The organism is Enterobacter sp. MG-EB028 (assembly GCF_056673305.1).
In genome coordinates this window covers 2,357,368-2,373,550 of record NZ_CP195079.1, presented here as the reverse complement: position 1 = coordinate 2,373,550, position 16,183 = coordinate 2,357,368, and the positions used below count along the sequence as shown (strand labels likewise).

17 protein-coding genes are annotated in these 16,183 nt (G+C 56.0%); 12 read left to right on the top strand and 5 right to left on the bottom strand.

The genetic code is table 11. From position 1 onward, the window contains the following. Positions 1-10: 10 nt before the first annotated feature. Complete coding sequence (hglS, locus tag ACR42C_RS11260) at positions 11-1,354, bottom strand: 2-oxoadipate dioxygenase/decarboxylase HglS (RefSeq protein WP_116339994.1); 1,344 nt, start codon at positions 1,352-1,354, stop codon at positions 11-13. A gap of 526 nt (positions 1,355-1,880) precedes the next feature. Between hglS and ACR42C_RS11255 the strand changes: the two genes are divergently transcribed. From ACR42C_RS11255 to ACR42C_RS11220, 8 genes are all read left to right on the top strand, one after another. Further along, positions 1,881-2,066 (top strand): con-10 family general stress protein, encoded by a 186-nt coding sequence (locus ACR42C_RS11255; protein ID WP_004150795.1) that lies wholly within the window; start codon positions 1,881-1,883, stop codon positions 2,064-2,066. Positions 2,067-2,160: 94 nt separating this feature from the next. Further along, complete coding sequence (locus ACR42C_RS11250; protein ID WP_008502272.1) at positions 2,161-2,655, top strand: YciE/YciF ferroxidase family protein; 495 nt, start codon at positions 2,161-2,163, stop codon at positions 2,653-2,655. 23 nt (positions 2,656-2,678) lie between these two features. Further along, positions 2,679-2,882, top strand: a complete 204-nt coding sequence (locus ACR42C_RS11245; protein WP_013096662.1) for a hypothetical protein — start codon at positions 2,679-2,681, stop codon at positions 2,880-2,882. 25 nt (positions 2,883-2,907) lie between these two features. Further along, the gene (locus ACR42C_RS11240) at positions 2,908-3,414 is read left to right on the top strand and encodes a ferritin-like domain-containing protein (protein WP_479985191.1); all 507 of its coding nucleotides are present in this window, start codon (positions 2,908-2,910) and stop codon (positions 3,412-3,414) included. A gap of 15 nt (positions 3,415-3,429) precedes the next feature. Further along, the gene (locus ACR42C_RS11235) at positions 3,430-4,302 is read left to right on the top strand and encodes a manganese catalase family protein (protein ID WP_008502274.1); all 873 of its coding nucleotides are present in this window, start codon (positions 3,430-3,432) and stop codon (positions 4,300-4,302) included. 66 nt (positions 4,303-4,368) lie between these two features. Continuing rightward, a complete protein-coding gene (locus tag ACR42C_RS11230; protein ID WP_028013105.1) occupies positions 4,369-5,772 on the top strand; it encodes a cytochrome ubiquinol oxidase subunit I in 1,404 nt (467 codons plus the stop codon). Then, complete coding sequence (gene cydB, locus ACR42C_RS11225) at positions 5,772-6,782, top strand: cytochrome d ubiquinol oxidase subunit II (RefSeq protein WP_479985144.1); 1,011 nt, start codon at positions 5,772-5,774, stop codon at positions 6,780-6,782. The genes ACR42C_RS11230 and cydB overlap by 1 nt, the downstream gene beginning before the upstream one ends. A gap of 8 nt (positions 6,783-6,790) precedes the next feature. Beyond that, positions 6,791-8,416 carry an alpha-amylase family protein gene (locus tag ACR42C_RS11220; protein ID WP_479985143.1) on the top strand — a complete coding sequence of 542 codons (1,626 nt, stop codon included), beginning with the start codon at positions 6,791-6,793 and terminating at the stop codon, positions 8,414-8,416. Here ACR42C_RS11220 and ACR42C_RS11215 read toward each other — a convergent pair whose 3' ends face one another. Genes ACR42C_RS11215 through ACR42C_RS11200 form a run of 4 tightly spaced genes read right to left on the bottom strand, consistent with a single transcriptional unit; the run spans position 8,417 to position 10,910 of the window. Beyond that, positions 8,417-9,403, bottom strand: a complete 987-nt coding sequence (locus ACR42C_RS11215) for an SDR family oxidoreductase (RefSeq protein WP_163329313.1) — start codon at positions 9,401-9,403, stop codon at positions 8,417-8,419. Positions 9,404-9,420: 17 nt separating this feature from the next. Next, positions 9,421-9,939: a 2-oxo-tetronate isomerase gene (locus tag ACR42C_RS11210; protein ID WP_116340004.1), complete on the bottom strand. Its 519-nt coding sequence runs from the start codon at positions 9,937-9,939 to the stop codon at positions 9,421-9,423. A gap of 11 nt (positions 9,940-9,950) precedes the next feature. Beyond that, a complete protein-coding gene (locus ACR42C_RS11205) occupies positions 9,951-10,397 on the bottom strand; it encodes a DUF421 domain-containing protein (protein ID WP_116340006.1) in 447 nt (148 codons plus the stop codon). 9 nt (positions 10,398-10,406) lie between these two features. Further along, positions 10,407-10,910: a hypothetical protein gene (locus ACR42C_RS11200; RefSeq protein WP_479985142.1), complete on the bottom strand. Its 504-nt coding sequence runs from the start codon at positions 10,908-10,910 to the stop codon at positions 10,407-10,409. A gap of 139 nt (positions 10,911-11,049) precedes the next feature. Here ACR42C_RS11200 and ACR42C_RS11195 point away from each other — a divergent pair, with 139 nt between their 5' ends. The 4 genes from ACR42C_RS11195 to ACR42C_RS11180 all read left to right on the top strand — a co-directional run bounded on the left by ACR42C_RS11195 (position 11,050) and on the right by ACR42C_RS11180 (position 16,128). Beyond that, positions 11,050-11,439, top strand: coding sequence for a YdeI family stress tolerance OB fold protein (locus ACR42C_RS11195; protein ID WP_163329309.1), 390 nt, complete (start codon positions 11,050-11,052; stop codon positions 11,437-11,439). A 64-nt stretch (positions 11,440-11,503) separates the two neighbouring features. Continuing rightward, on the top strand, positions 11,504-12,388 hold the full coding sequence (locus tag ACR42C_RS11190) for an SDR family oxidoreductase (RefSeq protein WP_479985141.1): 885 nt from the start codon (positions 11,504-11,506) through the stop codon (positions 12,386-12,388). Between the two features lie 187 nt (positions 12,389-12,575). Beyond that, positions 12,576-13,499 carry a LysR substrate-binding domain-containing protein gene (locus ACR42C_RS11185; RefSeq protein ID WP_316379105.1) on the top strand — a complete coding sequence of 308 codons (924 nt, stop codon included), beginning with the start codon at positions 12,576-12,578 and terminating at the stop codon, positions 13,497-13,499. Between the two features lie 247 nt (positions 13,500-13,746). Continuing rightward, positions 13,747-16,128, top strand: coding sequence for a glucose/quinate/shikimate family membrane-bound PQQ-dependent dehydrogenase (locus ACR42C_RS11180; protein ID WP_479985140.1), 2,382 nt, complete (start codon positions 13,747-13,749; stop codon positions 16,126-16,128). The last annotated feature ends 55 nt before the right edge of the window (positions 16,129-16,183 follow it).

Below are 16,183 nucleotides of genomic sequence, written 5' to 3'. Positions count from 1 at the left end.
AGTAACGATTTCAGAGCAAACCGCAACGCTGTTTGCTGCGCGTTTCCGCCTCCTCGTAGAGCGTAAACTCGTCATACACCGGGCAGCCGAGCGCGGCTTCAAACGCATTGCGGCTGGCATTACCGTGGCTGCGGGCCTGGGTTTCGTTCCCGAGATTGGACTGGAAAATCCCCGCTGCGCTGACCGGGAGGAAATCCTCGTAGGTGATCGGCTGAGCAACCACCCACCCGCGCTCGATCAGCGGTTGCGGATCGTCTCCCGGACGAAACGCGTGGCGATGGGCTTCTCCCGCCGGGGTCAGGCGATAGCGAAAATAGGCAAGCTCCTGACGGCGCAGGAACATTTCGCTGTCCGGGAAGGCGCTGAAAATCTCCTGCAAATGCAGCTGGTGCGTGAGGTTATCTTTACCGGTTCCGGCCTGGGCCAGCAGGCTATCGTACAGTTCCCGGCCTTTCGGAGTCAGCGCCACGCCGCGCTGTTCAATTTCACCGAAGCGCGCGGTGTGGGTGCCTTTGTGTTCACCGGCGAAAAGCACCGGCTCTTCCAGCGCCTTGAAGCTGGTCTGACGCAGCAGGATCGGCACTTCACGACGCGGCGGCCCTTCGATCAGAATTTTTGGCTCAATGCCATACTTCGGCATCAGCTCCTGCACACGGTCAATGTCCAGCGTGCGCGGCGTGAGGTGGTTGATATGGCACCCGGGGAAGCAGACCACGTCGGCAATCAGACGGTGCTCGTGACTCAACGCCAGGTAGGTCTCCTGGTCGACCGTTGCATGACGGTGCCAGCGGAAGGTTTCTAACGCTTCCTGTACAAACTCGTGCGCCTGCGTTTCGGTAAAGCCCCCTTCCAACTCGTGGAGATCAATAAGTTCCAGACAGCGTGGCGTAAAGATGTTTCGGTGAGAGAGAATTTCTGCCGCCCGCTCGCGTAACGCCAGGTTTTCAATCAGCTCAAGGCGCAGCAGAGAGGTAAAGATACGAAACGGATTGCGGCACAGTGCCGCATCATCAACCGGACGAAACGCCGTCGAGTGGACCGGCACCCCCGCCTGGGAGAGATCGTAATAGCTGACCGGATACATGCCCATAATGGCAAACATACGGCGCAGGGTGGAAAGCTCTTGTGCCGTCCCGACGCGGATCGCCCCGTGACGCTCCACGTTAAGGCGCGCCAGCTCGTCGGCATTCGCCAGTTGTTCATGTAAGAGTGGGTTATTTTCCAGAACCGCCAGGTTTACGTCCGCAACCAGTTCAAGCAACGTGCCGTACTGCGGAACTTCCTGCTGGTACATCGCCGACATAGCCTGCGAAAAATGTTCCCGAATATCATCAGCCGTGATGGTGTTCGCCATGATGTCATGCCTCCAGTGAATATTACCTGGAGTGTAGAGAAACCCGTTCCTTCCGGGGGGAAGAATTTCTGATTTGTGATCTTAAGACGACAGTGGTCAAACCGTGTGCTACCGGTCGCTGACGCTCCCTGCCGAAACGCGCTTTTCGCCTCGTCATCTTTTTCCAGGATTTTCCTTATAATTATTTATGGCTCAGTTTTCTAGCTATAAAGTATTAATTTTTCGCACGGTGCTGATTGCAAAATAATCAGTCATGGCACGCCCTTTATTTTATCTTCACCTTTCAACTTTTTAGTCGAAACTTAGGACTAATCTTAGCTAACGTTTACAAGTTCCTCCCACTTCTCAATATTTTCCCGTCAGGCGAAGCGCAAAGCGTTCAATATTCAAAAATAACGCAACCGCAAATAGCAAGACGCATTTGACGAATGCCCCATAGCGACTAAAGTTATTAATCGAACGACGAGTGATACGGAATATTTTCGTATCGTACTGACATAACCAATATATGAATATGAGGTTTAATATGGCAGAGCATCGTGGTGGTTCCGGTAATTTCGCTGAAGACCGTGAAAAAGCATCAGAAGCTGGACGTAAAGGTGGCCAGCACAGCGGTGGTAATTTTAAAAACGATCCGCAACGCGCATCTGAAGCGGGTAAGAAAGGGGGACAGAACAGTCACGGCGGAGGCCGTAAATCTGATAACTCCTGATCTTATTTAGTACTCTTTTAATAAAACCAGAGAGCATGCTGCGGGCTGAAAAGCTCGCAGTACCCTCTCCTTATTTTACCGGAGCGTAATAATTATGAATATGAAAAGTGTTGAGGATGTATTTATTCATCTTCTCTCGGATACCTACAGTGCGGAAAAACAGCTTACCCGCGCGCTGAGTAAGCTTGCCCGTGCCGCTTCCAGCGAGAAACTGAGCGCGGCCTTTACCGCACACCTTGAAGAGACGCAGGGCCAGATCGAGCGTATCGACCAGATCGTCGAACAAGAAGACGGTATCAAACTCAAGCGCATGAAATGCGTGGCGATGGAAGGCTTAATTGAAGAAGCCAACGAAGTCATCGAAAGCACGGAAAAAAATGAAGTCCGTGATGCTGCCCTAATTGCCGCTGCGCAAAAAGTAGAGCATTACGAAATTGCCAGTTACGGTACTCTAGCAACGCTTGCAGAACAACTTGGCTATAAAAAAGCCGTTAAGCTTCTTGCCGAAACGCTGGAAGAAGAAAAAGAGACCGACCTTAAACTCACCGATCTGGCCGTTGGAAATATTAACCAAAAAGCGCAAAAATGACGCAATAACACAGGTTAAATAAAATGAGCATCAGTCCCAGGACAATTAAACGGTGCCATTTAACGGCAGCTATAATATGGTTCATTCTCGCTATCCCTTCCGTAATATGGTGGAAGAACAGCGTGCTATGGGTCATTATCATCAGTATTTACGCCAATATTGTTGGCCATTTATCTGGCTACAGTGCCGCGCGTGCCGATCAGGCTGCTGAGAGTGAGACCAAATAAGCGAACCCCTAATGAGGATACAATGATGAATCACGTAGAACACTACCATGACTGGCTACGCGATGCCCATGCGATGGAAAAGCAAGCCGAGTCAATGCTGGAATCCATGGCCAGCCGCATCGATAATTATCCCGATGTTCGCGCCAGAATTGAACAGCATATTAATGAGACAAAACGGCAAATTACATTGCTGGAGGAAATCCTCGACCGTAATGATATTTCTCGTTCGGTTTTAAAAGACTCGATGAGCAAAATGGCGGCGCTGGGTCAGTCCATCGGCGGCATGTTCCCGTCTGATGAAATCGTTAAGGGCTCAATCAGCGGCTATGTTTTCGAACAGTTTGAAATCGCCTGCTACACCTCCCTGCTCGCCGCCGCAAAAAAAGCGGGCGATACCGACTCCGTGCCCGCCATTGAGACGATCCTGGCGGAAGAGCGCGAGATGGCCGACTGGCTGATTCGCCACATCCCGCAAACGACGGAACAGTTCCTGCTGCGTTCAGACGCATCGGGTGTCGAAGCGAAAAAATAACTCAGGAGAGTCTATATGTTTCGACACGTTAAACAGCTGCAATACACGGTTCGCGTTGCTGAACCGAACCCGGGTCTCGCCAATCTACTCCTGGAACAGTTTGGCGGGCCGCAGGGCGAACTGGCGGCCGCCTGCCGCTACTTTACGCAAGGGTTGAGCGATGACGATCCTGGCCGTAAGGATATGCTGATGGACATTGCAACCGAGGAGTTAAGCCACCTCGAAATCATCGGTACGTTGGTCGGCATGCTGAATAAAGGTGCCAAAGGCGCGCTGGCGGAAGGGGTGGAAAATGAGGCTGAGCTCTATCGGTCCATGACCGAAAACGGGAACGACAGCCACATCACTTCCCTGCTCTACGGCGGCGGCACACCGCTCACTAACTCGGCGGGCGTGCCCTGGACGGCGGCCTACGTCGATACCATCGGTGAGCCGACGGCGGATCTGCGCTCTAACGTGGCGGCAGAGGCCAGGGCGAAGATCATCTACGAACGGCTGATCAACGTCACTGACGATCCCGGAGTAAAAGATGCGCTGGCGTTTTTGATGACGCGTGAGGCGGCGCATCAGCTCTCCTTTGAAAAAGCGTTGCAGTCCATTCGTAATAATTTCCCGCCGGGGAAACTGCCGCCAATCGAGGAATTCACCAACAAGTACTACAATATGTCAGAAGGTGGAGAGGTTCGCGGAAGCTGGAACAGCGATAAGCACTTTGATTACGTTGAGTCCCCCCAGCCTGCGGTGGATGGCGGTGACGGCAGCGCCAGTGTGACGCTCACAACCGAACAGGCAACCCTGGTTAAGGCGATGTCTGCCCGCACGAAGTCCGATCCACATTCCGACCCGCTGACCGGTGCCGAGCTGGGCGCCGGAAAGACTAAACCGTAATCGGTTTTGCCGGTAGCCCTGCGCTACCGGTAATTCTCGTGCCCCATCGCTTCAGAGGTACGGACAATGTTCGAACTTGATGCATTCCATCTCGCCAGAATTCAGTTCGCTTTTACCGTCTCGTTTCACATTCTTTTCCCGGCGATTACCATTGGTCTTGCCAGCTATCTTGTCGTGCTGGAGGGCATGTGGCTGCGCACCAAAAACGACGTCTGGCGTTCGCTTTACCACTTCTGGCTCAAGATATTTGCCGTTAACTTCGGGATGGGGGTGGTTTCCGGGCTGGTCATGGCGTATCAGTTCGGTACCAACTGGAGCGGGTTCTCCCAGTTTGCGGGCAGCATTACCGGCCCCTTGCTGACCTACGAGGTATTAACCGCCTTTTTCCTGGAAGCCGGCTTTCTTGGCGTTATGATGTTCGGCTGGAACAAGGTCGGCCCCGGGCTGCACTTCTTTTCAACCTGCATGGTGGCGCTCGGCACGCTGATGTCGACCTTCTGGATCCTCGCCTCCAACAGCTGGATGCACACCCCGCAGGGTTTTACTATCGAAAACGGACAGGTCATTCCGCAGGACTGGCTGGCGATTATCTTTAACCCCTCCTTCCCTTACCGCCTTATCCATATGGCCATCGCCGCGTTTCTGAGCAGCGCGCTGTTCGTCGGCGCGTCGGGCGCATGGCACCTACTGCGCGGAAATGATACCCCTGCCATACGCACCATGTTCTCCATGGCGATGTGGATGGCGCTGCTGGTCGCCCCCATCCAGGCCGTGGTGGGCGACATGCATGGCCTGAACACGCTTGAGCATCAGCCTGCCAAAATTGCCGCCATTGAGGGGCACTGGGAAAATCCGCCCGGTGAGGCCACGCCGCTGCTGCTGTTTGGCCTGCCGGATATGGACGAGGAGCGCACCAAATACGGTCTGGAGATCCCCGCCCTCGGCAGCCTTATCCTGACGCACAGCCTGGATAAGCAGGTGCCGGCGCTGAAAGACTTCCCGAAAGAGGATCGCCCAAACTCAACCATCGTCTTCTGGTCGTTCCGCATCATGGTCGGGATGGGCCTGCTGATGATTACCCTCGGCCTGGTCAGCCTCTGGCTACGCTATCGCCACAGGCTCTATCACTCGCGCCCGTTCCAGTGGTTTGCCCTCTGCATGGGGCCCGCGGGTCTGGTGGCGCTGCTCGCCGGCTGGGTAACCACCGAAGTGGGCCGCCAGCCGTGGGTCGTCTACGGTTATCTGCGCACAATTGATGCGGTCTCCCTGCACAGCACCCTGCAGATGAGCATCAGCCTGCTGGCGTTCTTCGTTGTCTACTCGTCGGTGTTTGGCGTGGGCTATGTTTACCTCATCCGGCTGATTAAGAAAGGCCCGCAGCCTGTCGATACGCTGACCTCAAACACGTCGGGCACCCCCGCCCGTCCGCTGTCTGCCGCGGAGTCTGTTCCGGAACAGGAGAGAAACTGATGGGCGTCGATATCTCTGTTATCTGGTTTGCCATCATCGTCTTTGCCACGCTGATGTACATCATTATGGATGGCTTTGATTTGGGCATCGGCCTGCTGTTTAACTTCGTGGGCGATGTGAAAGAGCGGGATGTGATGGTCAACAGCGTCGCACCCGTGTGGGACGGCAACGAGACCTGGCTGGTGCTCGGCGGCGCCGGGCTGTTCGGCGCGTTCCCGCTGGCTTATGCGGTCATTATTGATGCGCTCACCATCCCCCTTACTGCGATGCTGATCGGCCTCATCTTTCGTGGGGTAGCCTTTGAGTTTCGCTTTAAAGCGACGCCTTCGCACCGCAAATTCTGGGACTACTCTTTCGCCGGTGGCTCCCTGCTCGCGACCTTCAGCCAGGGGATCGTCGTGGGGGCGGTGATCAACGGCTTTGAGGTTGAGGGCAGACGATTTGTGGGCTCGCCGCTTGACTGGCTGACGCCCTTTAACCTTTTCTGCGGTATCGGGCTGGTCGTCGCCTACACGCTGCTGGGCACCACCTGGCTTATCATGAAAAGTGAAGGCGCATTGCAGCACCGCATGCGCGAGCTGACCCGCCGCGTGCTGCTGGCCCTGGTGGTGGTCATCGCGGTCGTCAGCGTCTGGACGCCGCTCGGCTGGCAGTACGTAGCCGACCGCTGGTTTACCCTGCCCAACTTCTTCTGGTTCCTGCCAGTTCCGCTGCTGGTCGGGCTTTTCAGCGTGCTGATCTGGCGCCTGACCCACAACCCGAGCAGCCACTCGCGTCCCTTCCTGCTGACGCTGGGGCTGATTTTCCTCGGCTTTAGCGGCCTGGGTATCAGCCTGTGGCCGAACATTATTCCACCGCGCATCACTCTGTGGGAAGCCGCAGCGCCCCCCGCCAGCCAGCTGTTTATGCTGGTCGGGACCCTGCTGATTATTCCGGTGATTCTGGTGTACACCGCCTGGAGCTACTATGTTTTCCGGGGAAAAGTGTCGGATACTGAAGGCTATCACTGAGAAACGCTATGACGGACTGGCATACACGAGCCATTATCTACCAGATTGATACCGCGCTTTTTTACGATATAAACGGCGATGGCTGCGGGGATATCGCCGGGATAGCGGCCAAGCTGCGCTATATTCGCCGCATGGGGGCGACGGTTATCTGGATCACCCCGTTTTACCTCACGCCCTTTCTGGATGAAGGCTACGACGTCAGCGACCATCTGCAGGTGGATCCCCGCTTCGGAAAACTGGCCGATATCATCGCCTTTATCGAACAAGCCCGGGAGCTGGGCATGCAGGTCATTATTGAGCTGCTGATCCAGCACACCTCTGACGCCCATCCCTGGTTCCAGCAGGCTCGCCGCAGCCCCACCTCGCCGTATCGCGACTACTATCTCTGGTCGGATAACGACGACGACGACACGCCACCCATGTTCCCCGGCGTGGAAAAGAGCATCTGGAGCTGGGATGACGAGGCGGGACAGTATTACCGGCATATGTTTTATCGTCACGAGCCGGATCTGAACCTGACCTCGCCCGCCGTGCTTAAGGAAATTGAGAATATTATTCTCTTCTGGCTCAAGCTGGGGGTGTCCGGGTTTCGCCTCGATGCCGCGTCCCACCTCACCACGCAGGCGGGAAACGGTGACGAAAAGAAGGGCCTGTGGATCCTGGAGCATATGCGCCGTCTTATCGAGCAGCGCAATCCGGACGCCATCCTGCTCGGTGAAGTGGACGTGGACGTTGAGACCTATAAAGACTACTTCGGCAATAACGACCGCCTGCATCTGGTGCTTAATTTCTGGCTCAACAAGTATTTCTACGTCAGCCTGGCCAGGAAAAGCGCCCGCCCACTGCGCAACGCGGTGAAGAAAATGATCGTCCCGCCCGATTCATGCTGCTTTGCCAACTGGCTGCGCAACCATGACGAGCTGGATCTGGAAGGGATTAGTCAGAAAGATAAACAGTTTGTCCTCGACACCTTCGCCCCTGACGAGGAGATGAACGTCTATCAGCGCGGGATCCGCAGACGCCTGGCGCCGATGCTGAATGGCGATCAAAAGCGGCTGGCGTTCTGCCACGCGGTGCTCTTCTCCCTGCCGGGCGTGCCGGTGATGCGCTACGGAGATGAGATCGGCATGGGTGATGACCTGGAGCTGGAGGAACGCTACGCCGTTCGCACCACGATGCAGTGGGCAGGTTCGCAGGGCGGCGGTTTTTCGGCGGCCGATCCTGAAAAATTTATTGCGCCGATAATCGACCACGGACCCTATCGCTATCAGAAAATCAACGTCGCCGATTCGCTGCTTCACCGCAACTCGCTCCTGCACCGGATAATCGATATTGCCAATACCCGCTCGGAGTTCCCCGAAATTGCCGTGGCGCCCTTTCGCCTCATCACCCTCGATCATGACGCGGTGCTGGGGATCTATTACGAGACCGACGAGCGCAGCATCCTGACATTCGTTAACTTCAGCGACCAGCCCGTTCAGTTCACCGCAAAGGGGATCCGCAACGCCACCTGGACCGCCTGCCTTGAGGACAAACGCTACGACGACGCGCTGGTTTGCGGCAAAACCGTCGAGCTCAGTATTAGCGGCTACGGCTACCGATGGTTCTGGACGCACCGCAGCGCGCTGCGCTGATTAGCGTTTCCGCCGGGCGATCAGACGGGTCAGCATAATCCCCGCCACCGCGAGCGCCCCCAGCGCCACCTTACCCGGCATACCGGAGGTGACGGACGGGGCGCGGTCTTTTGCTTCGTCCGTAAAACGCCCATGGATTTTGTGCAGGTCGTTAACCGGCTGGTCGAGATAGTCCCGGCGATCCGCTGCGTTCAGATCGTCGGTCATCTGGCCTTCCCAGGCCTTTTTCACCATCAGCCGGTCAAGGTAGCCTGGGAAGAGGAATTGCCCGACGATGGACTGGATGGTGCTGCTGCCCACCCACAGCTCGCGCACCGGTTTCTGTGCAACTTTAAAGATGGCCCTGGCGGCGACTTCAGGCTCAAAGACCGGCGGCACCGGGCGCATAGCCCAGGCAAACTTATTCCTCGCCCATTCGAACTGCGGCGTATTGAGGCCCGGCATTTGAACCATCGAAAGCTGTACCCGGCTGTTCTCGTGCATTAGCTCGGTTCGCACCGCATCGGTGAACCCACGGATCGCCGCTTTGGCTCCGCAGTAGGCCGACTGCAAAGGGATGGAACGGTAGGCCAGCGCGGAACCCACCTGAATAATCACGCCCCTGTCGCGGGGCACCATCAGCTCCAGCGCGGCGCGGGTGCCGTTGACAAACCCGAGGTAGGTGACATCCGTCACGCGACGAAACTCATCCGGCGTCAGGGTACGAAACGGTGCCAGCACGGCACCCATGGCATTGTTGACCCAGACATCAATCGCCCCGAGGCGATACTCGATCTCATTAGCCGCATCCACCACCGCCTGGCTGTCGGCGACGTCCGCCTGCACCGCATGGGCATTAACGCCAAAGCGGCGCAGCTCTTCCTGGGTAGAGTGCAGGCTGGCTTCATCGCGGGCGATAATCCCCACATTGTAACCTGCCTTTGCAAAGTGCAGCGCCGTGGCTTTTCCCACGCCCGCCGTCCCGCCGGTAATCACTATGACCGCCATAGAACCTCCGCGTGAATTTAGCCGTTATTGCCGTCCGACAGTTTTGTTACCAGTTCCGCGAGCGAGTAGTGCACCGCTTTCTCCACCACATCCTCACAGTCGCCGGAGAAAAGGACGGTGCGGGTTTCCGTCTCGCCGCGCACATTCCAGGCAAAGCAGACCGTACCCGCCGCGGTGCCGTCATCGCCCCCTTCCGGGCCCGCATAGCCGCTGATAGCGATGCTGATATCCGCCCTGGCAATGTCGCGGATGCTGGCGGCCATCTCGGTGACCGTCTGTTCACTGACGGCGGTGTAGCGCGCCAGCGTCTCAGGACGCACGCCGAGGATCCGCGATTTGGCTTCATCGCTGAACACAACCAGCCCGACATCATAAAAATCGGCCGTGTTTTCCTCTGCACACAGCGCCACCGAGAGCTTTCCTCCCGTGCAGGATTCCGCCGTGGTTAAGCGCAGCCCGGCATCGGTTAATTTACTCGCCAGCTTTTTGGTGAGTTCACTCACGGTAAAATGACTGTCGTGTAAAAGATTGCTCATCTTGCCGCCTCTTATTTCTCAAAAGGAATGATTGAAATATGACCGTTGCGCTCAAGTATGGCATATTTAATTCCACTCATTTCTGTAATGCCATTATTCTGTCGCGCTGACACCAGAATATCATCACAGGACACGTCGACTTTTTTTAGCTTATCCGCTAGCGGCACGCCGTTTTCAACCAGAATTACCGGCGTACCATCCAGAATATTCTCCACCGGTGAAAAATACTTCTTCATAAGCCCAAATATAATGTCAACTACCACCAGTGTGGTAATGGTAATCATCGCGCCGGTGACGGAGAAATCCTGACCCAGAAGCGCCTGTTGCGTCGCCTCACTAATAATCAAGAGGAGGATGAGATCAAAACTGGTCATCTGCAGCAGCGCGCGACGCCCCGCCACTTTAAATACCACCACGAGAAACAGATAAATCGCCAGCGCGCGAAAGACCATATCCATATCAGCCTCCTACGGATAAATAAATTGCCAGATATTTATCTCTGGCTCGTTGTTGACGCGGATGACGGTGTTCCATTTACCGGCTCTGGAAGGCGTCGTGAAGTATAAAACAGAGAAATTGTCTGATTTTTGCAGGTTGTCATAGACCAAATAGAGGTTTTTTTCATGGCTATACATTTTGTCCGGCTGCGGCCAGACGCTGCCGGGCTTGTACACGTCGCTGCTGTCGCTGGTCAGGCTGAGGGTATAGCTGCCCTCCGTTTTCACCGGGAACGTGAACTGCATTCTTGACTCCGTCTCCCGCCTGCCAAAACGTTCATAGTTTATGCTCAATGAGTTAGCGGAATTGGTTTTGGCCGTCTCGCTCACCATTCCGCTGGAAAAAAGACCGGCAACCGCTGCGATGATAATAACCAGGAGGACCACAAAACCCACCTGCCGAAATGTATATTCGAACCTCAGCAAGCGATAACTCTCATCTATCCCGGGTAACTTTTCATTTTCACGCTTCATGGCCGTCGTCACCGTTTCGCTTATTTAATGATAGTTTTGATTTCAAAAGAGAATGTTTTTAAGACTTATCACATTTGCCACATAAAGGAATAGCAACAATACTTAATATGTCAAGACACTCAAAAATGAAGGATATCAGATGAAATTATCACTTATTTCCGCTTTTTTGATATTTCTGGTTCCAGCCGCATGGGCTGATAATAACGGCGGGTTACAAAAAGGTGAAGCACCGCCGCCACCCCACGCGCTGGACAGCGGATATCGTGGAACCGACGACGCACGTATTATGACCATCGAACAGGCAAAACAAATGCACGATGGTGCGACAATTTCATTGCGCGGTAATCTTATTGACGGTAGCGGCGATAAGTTTGTATTCCAGGATAAAACCGGAAAAATCGACGTTATTATTCCCCAGGCAGTCTTCGACGGCAGGACGGTAAAACCCGATCAGATGATCAGTATCAACGGTTCGCTTGATAAAAAATCATCTCCTGCCGTCGTTCGTGTTGATCGTTTGCAGAAATAATTCAGCGAAGCGTTAACGCTGCAGCTATCCATCAAATCTCACCCCTTGGCTTAAGGAGTCAGCTATGAGTGATACAACACAACGTACGAACGCTTACCCGCAGCCCCCGTTCCCGGAACAGCCGCAAACGCCGCCGGGACTGGCATCCGAAATGCAGCCGGTACCCGACCACGGGGAAACAAGCTACAAAGGACATGGCCGCCTTGCCGGCAAAAAAGCGCTGATTACCGGTGGTGACTCCGGTATCGGTCGCGCGGTGGCTATCGCCTATGCGCGTGAAGGCGCTGACGTTGCGATCAACTATCTGCCTGAAGAAGAGAAAGATGCCGCCGAGGTCATCGATCTGATCAAAGCGGAAGGTCGTAAGGCCATCGCGCTGCCCGGAGACGTCCGGGACGAAACCTTCTGTCAGAATCTGGTCGAAGAAGCCGTCTCGAAGCTGGGCGGGCTGGATATTCTGATCAACAACGCAGGCCGTCAGCAATACCGGGAATCCCTTGAAGAGCTGACCACCGAAGATTTTGACGCGACGTTTAAAACCAACGTTTACGCCCCCTTCTGGATCACCAAGGCGGCTCTGCGCCACCTGAAAGCGTCGTCCGTGATCATTAACACCTCTTCCGTTCAGGCGGTGAAGCCCAGCCCTGTTTTGCTTGACTATGCCCAGACGAAAGCCTGTCTGGCGGTGTTTACCAAATCCTTAGCCAAACAGCTGGGTCCGAAAGGGATTCGCGTCAACGCGGTCGCCCCCGGCCCGTACTGGACGGTACTGCAGTCCAGCGGCGGGCAGCCGATGGATAAAGTGAAGGAGTTCGGCGGTGATACCCCGCTGGGTCGTCCGGGGCAGCCCGTCGAGATTGCTCCGCTGTACGTCACGCTGGCCTCCGACGAATGTTCCTTTACCTCCGGTCAGGTGTGGTGTTCTGACGGCGGCGACGGCGTGATTTAAAAATGCGTTACCCTTTTCTCCCTTCCTCGCAGTGAGCAATAAATGAACAAGGACGTTCATCACCCGCCTTGCCTGAAAAACATGTTGTAACTCAAACAGATCAAATGTTAAAAATATTTTGCTATCAGGTTATCAAAATTAAACAACTTAACTTGTCACCCGCATCGCTCTGTTTTTAACATCGCCTATGGAAAAAAATGGTCTGTTCAGTCAGCGCATACGCTTGCGCCATTTGCATACATTTGTGGCCGTCGCTCAACAGGGAACGCTGGGGCGTGCGGCTGAAACTCTTAACCTGAGCCAGCCTGCGCTCTCGAAAACCCTCAACGAGCTGGAACAGCTGACCGGCGCCCGGCTATTTGATCGCGGTCGGCTTGGGGCACAGCTGACTCTGGTAGGCGAACAGTTCCTGACGCACGCCGTAAAGGTGCTGGATGCGCTCAACACCGCCGGCCAGTCCCTGCACCGAAAAGAAGAGCTCTCCAGCGAGGTGGTTCGCGTCGGCGCCTTGCCAACCGCGGCGCTGGGGATTCTGCCGCCTGTTATTGGTCAGTTCCACAAGCAGCAGCGCAATACCACTATTCAGGTTGCTACCATGAATAACACCATGCTGCTCGCGGGGCTTAAATCCGGTGAACTGGATCTTGGTATCGGTCGAATGTCCGACCCTGAACTGATGGGCGGCCTCAATTATGAACTGCTGTTTCTGGAATCCCTGAAGCTGGTGGTTCGTCCCGATCACCCCCTGCTTCAGGACACCGTGACGTTAAGCCGGGTGATGGAGTGGCCGGTAGTGGTTTGCCCAAAAGGGACCGTTCCGCGCCAGGCCGCTGAAACTTTGCTGCAGATGCAGGGGTGTACGCTGTCTTCAGGGTGTATCGAAACGCTTTCGGCCTCCCTTTCGCGTCAGCTCACCCTGGATTATGACTACGTCTGGTTCGTGCCTTCCGGTGCGGTAAAAGACGATTTGCGACAGGGGACGCTGACCGCCCTGCCGATCACCTCCCCCGGTGCGGGCGAACCCATCGGCATTCTGACCCGGGTGGATACCCCACTTTCCACGGGCGCACAAACGCTGCTGAGCGCCATTCGCAAATCCATGCCTGTTTGACCTCTTACCCCTCACCCTCTCCCCTTAGGGGAGAGGGAACTGGCCTGTGTGTTAATCAAATAATGCGGAATGATTCATTAACAATTGCGCAAAACAATTTAACAGTTTTATCATAGCCACGAATTCACCAAATGGTTCGCATATCATTTTATAAATACGAATTCACTCGTGTTAATCATTGTGTTCCCCGCATTTTTTATCCAAATGGTACACATCCGGCACGGCGGGGGATTTAAAGGAGACAGAAATGGCATTTGGCAGCGCGCCGCGCGGGGTACCTCGTATTCTGCAGTGGCTTCTTGTCGGACTGATGATGCTCATCGGTCTGGCGGTCGGCGGGTTGGGCTTTAAGCTCGCCACCGTAGGCGGAAGTATTTACTTCCTGATAATGGGCGTGGTGATGGTCGTTGCCGCGCTCCTGATTTTCCTCAATCGCAGCAGCGGGATCCTGCTTTACGGCATCGCGTTTATTGCCTCGCTGTTCTGGGCAGTAAGCGATGCGGGCTGGGATTTCTGGCCGCTCTTCTCTCGCCTGTTCACCTTTGCCGTACTGGCCTTCCTCTGCGCCATCGTCTGGCCTTTCCTGCGTGCTGCGAACCACAGCGCCGCGAACAAGGCGCCCGCTTTTGGCGTCGCGGCCGTGCTCGCGCTGGCGATGCTGGTGAGCCTCGGCTGGATGTTTAAGCCACAAACCCTCGTGGCCGCGAACGAGCCCGTTCCGGTTAAACCCGTCGCACCCGGCGAGCAGCAAAAGAACTGGGAGCACTGGGGCAATACCACCCACGGCGACCGTTTCGCCGCGCTGGACCAGATCAACAAGCAAAACGTCAGCGATCTAAAAGTTGCCTGGGTTGCGCACACCGGCGATATTCCGCAAAGCAACGGCTCCGGTGCGGAAGATCAGAACACGCCGCTGCAGGTTGGCGACACGCTGTATGTATGTACCCCGTACAGTAAAGTACTGGCGCTGGACGTGGATTCCGGTAAAGAGAAATGGCGTTATGATTCCAAAGCCACCGCCCCTAACTGGCAGCGCTGCCGTGGCCTGGGCTATTTTGAAGATCGCGCAAGCGTGACAACGTCACAAACAGACACATCCCCTGCGGCCTGCCCTCGGCGTCTGTTCCTGCCGACCACCGATGCCCGCCTGATTGCCATCAATGCGGATACCGGCAAGGTCTGCGAAGACTTCGGCGACCATGGTACCGTTGATCTGAGCGTCGGCATGGGCGAGATCAAGCCCGGGTATTATCAGCAGACCTCCACGCCGCTGGTGGCCGGCAATGTCGTTGTCGTCGGCGGCCGCGTCGCGGATAACTTCTCCACCGGCGAACCGCCGGGCGTGGTGCGCGCCTACGACGTTCACACCGGTAAACTGGCGTGGGCGTGGGATCCGGGTAATCCGAACCTGACCGGCCTGCCGCCGGAAGGCCAGACCTACACGCGCGGCACGCCGAACGTCTGGTCAGCGATGTCTTACGACGCTAAGCTAAACCTGATCTACCTGCCAACCGGCAACGCCACTCCGGACTTCTGGGCGGGTGAGCGCACCGCGCTGGACGATAAATACAGCTCTTCCATCGTCGCCGTTGACGCCGCCACCGGACAGGTCCGCTGGCATTTCCAGACCACCCACCACGATCTGTGGGACTTTGACCTGCCTTCCCAGCCCCTGCTGTACGACCTGCCGGACGGCAAAGGCGGCACCACACCTGTGCTCGTCCAGACCAGCAAGCAGGGCATGATCTTCATGCTTAACCGCGAAACCGGCAAGCCGGTGGCGAAGGTAGAGGAACGTCCCGTTCCGGTGGGTAACGTTGAAGGTGAACGCTACTCTCCGACCCAGCCGTATTCCGTGGGCATGCCGATGATTGGCAACCAGACGCTGACCGAGTCCGACATGTGGGGGGCGACGCCTGTTGACCTGCTGCTGTGCCGCATTCAGTTTAAAGAGATGCGTCATCAGGGCGTCTTCACCCCGCCGGGTCTCGACCGTTCCCTGCAGTTCCCCGGCTCGCTCGGCGGAATGAACTGGGGCAGCGTCTCCGTTGACCCGAACAACAGCCTGATGTTCGTCAACGATATGCGCCTGGGTCTGGCAAACTACATGGTGCCGCGCGCGAACGTGGCGAAAAACGCCAGCGGCATTGAGATGGGGATTGTCCCGATGGACGGTACGCCGTTCGGCGCGATGCGCGAACGTTTTCTGTCGCCGCTGGGCATTCCGTGCCAGAAGCCGCCGTTCGGCACCATGTCGGCCGTTGACCTGAAAACCGGCAAGCTGGTGTGGCAGGTCCCTGTCGGCACGGTGGAAGATACCGGCCCTCTGGGCATTCGCATGCACATGCCAATCCCGATCGGTATGCCGACGCTGGGTGCATCGCTCTCTACCCAGTCCGGCCTGCTGTTCTTCGCCGGCACCCAGGATTTCTACCTGCGCGCGTTTGATACCGCCACCGGGAAAGAGATCTGGAAGGACCGTCTGCCGGTCGGCAGCCAGTCCGGCCCGATGACCTACGTCTCGCCGAAAACCGGTAAGCAGTACATCGTGATTAACGCCGGGGGCGCCCGCCAGTCGCCGGATCGCGGTGATTACGTTATCGCGTACGCGTTACCCGATAAGCAGTAACAAATGAAAAAAGGGACCGAAAGGTCCCTTTTTTTTGCCCGGTGGCGCTACGCTT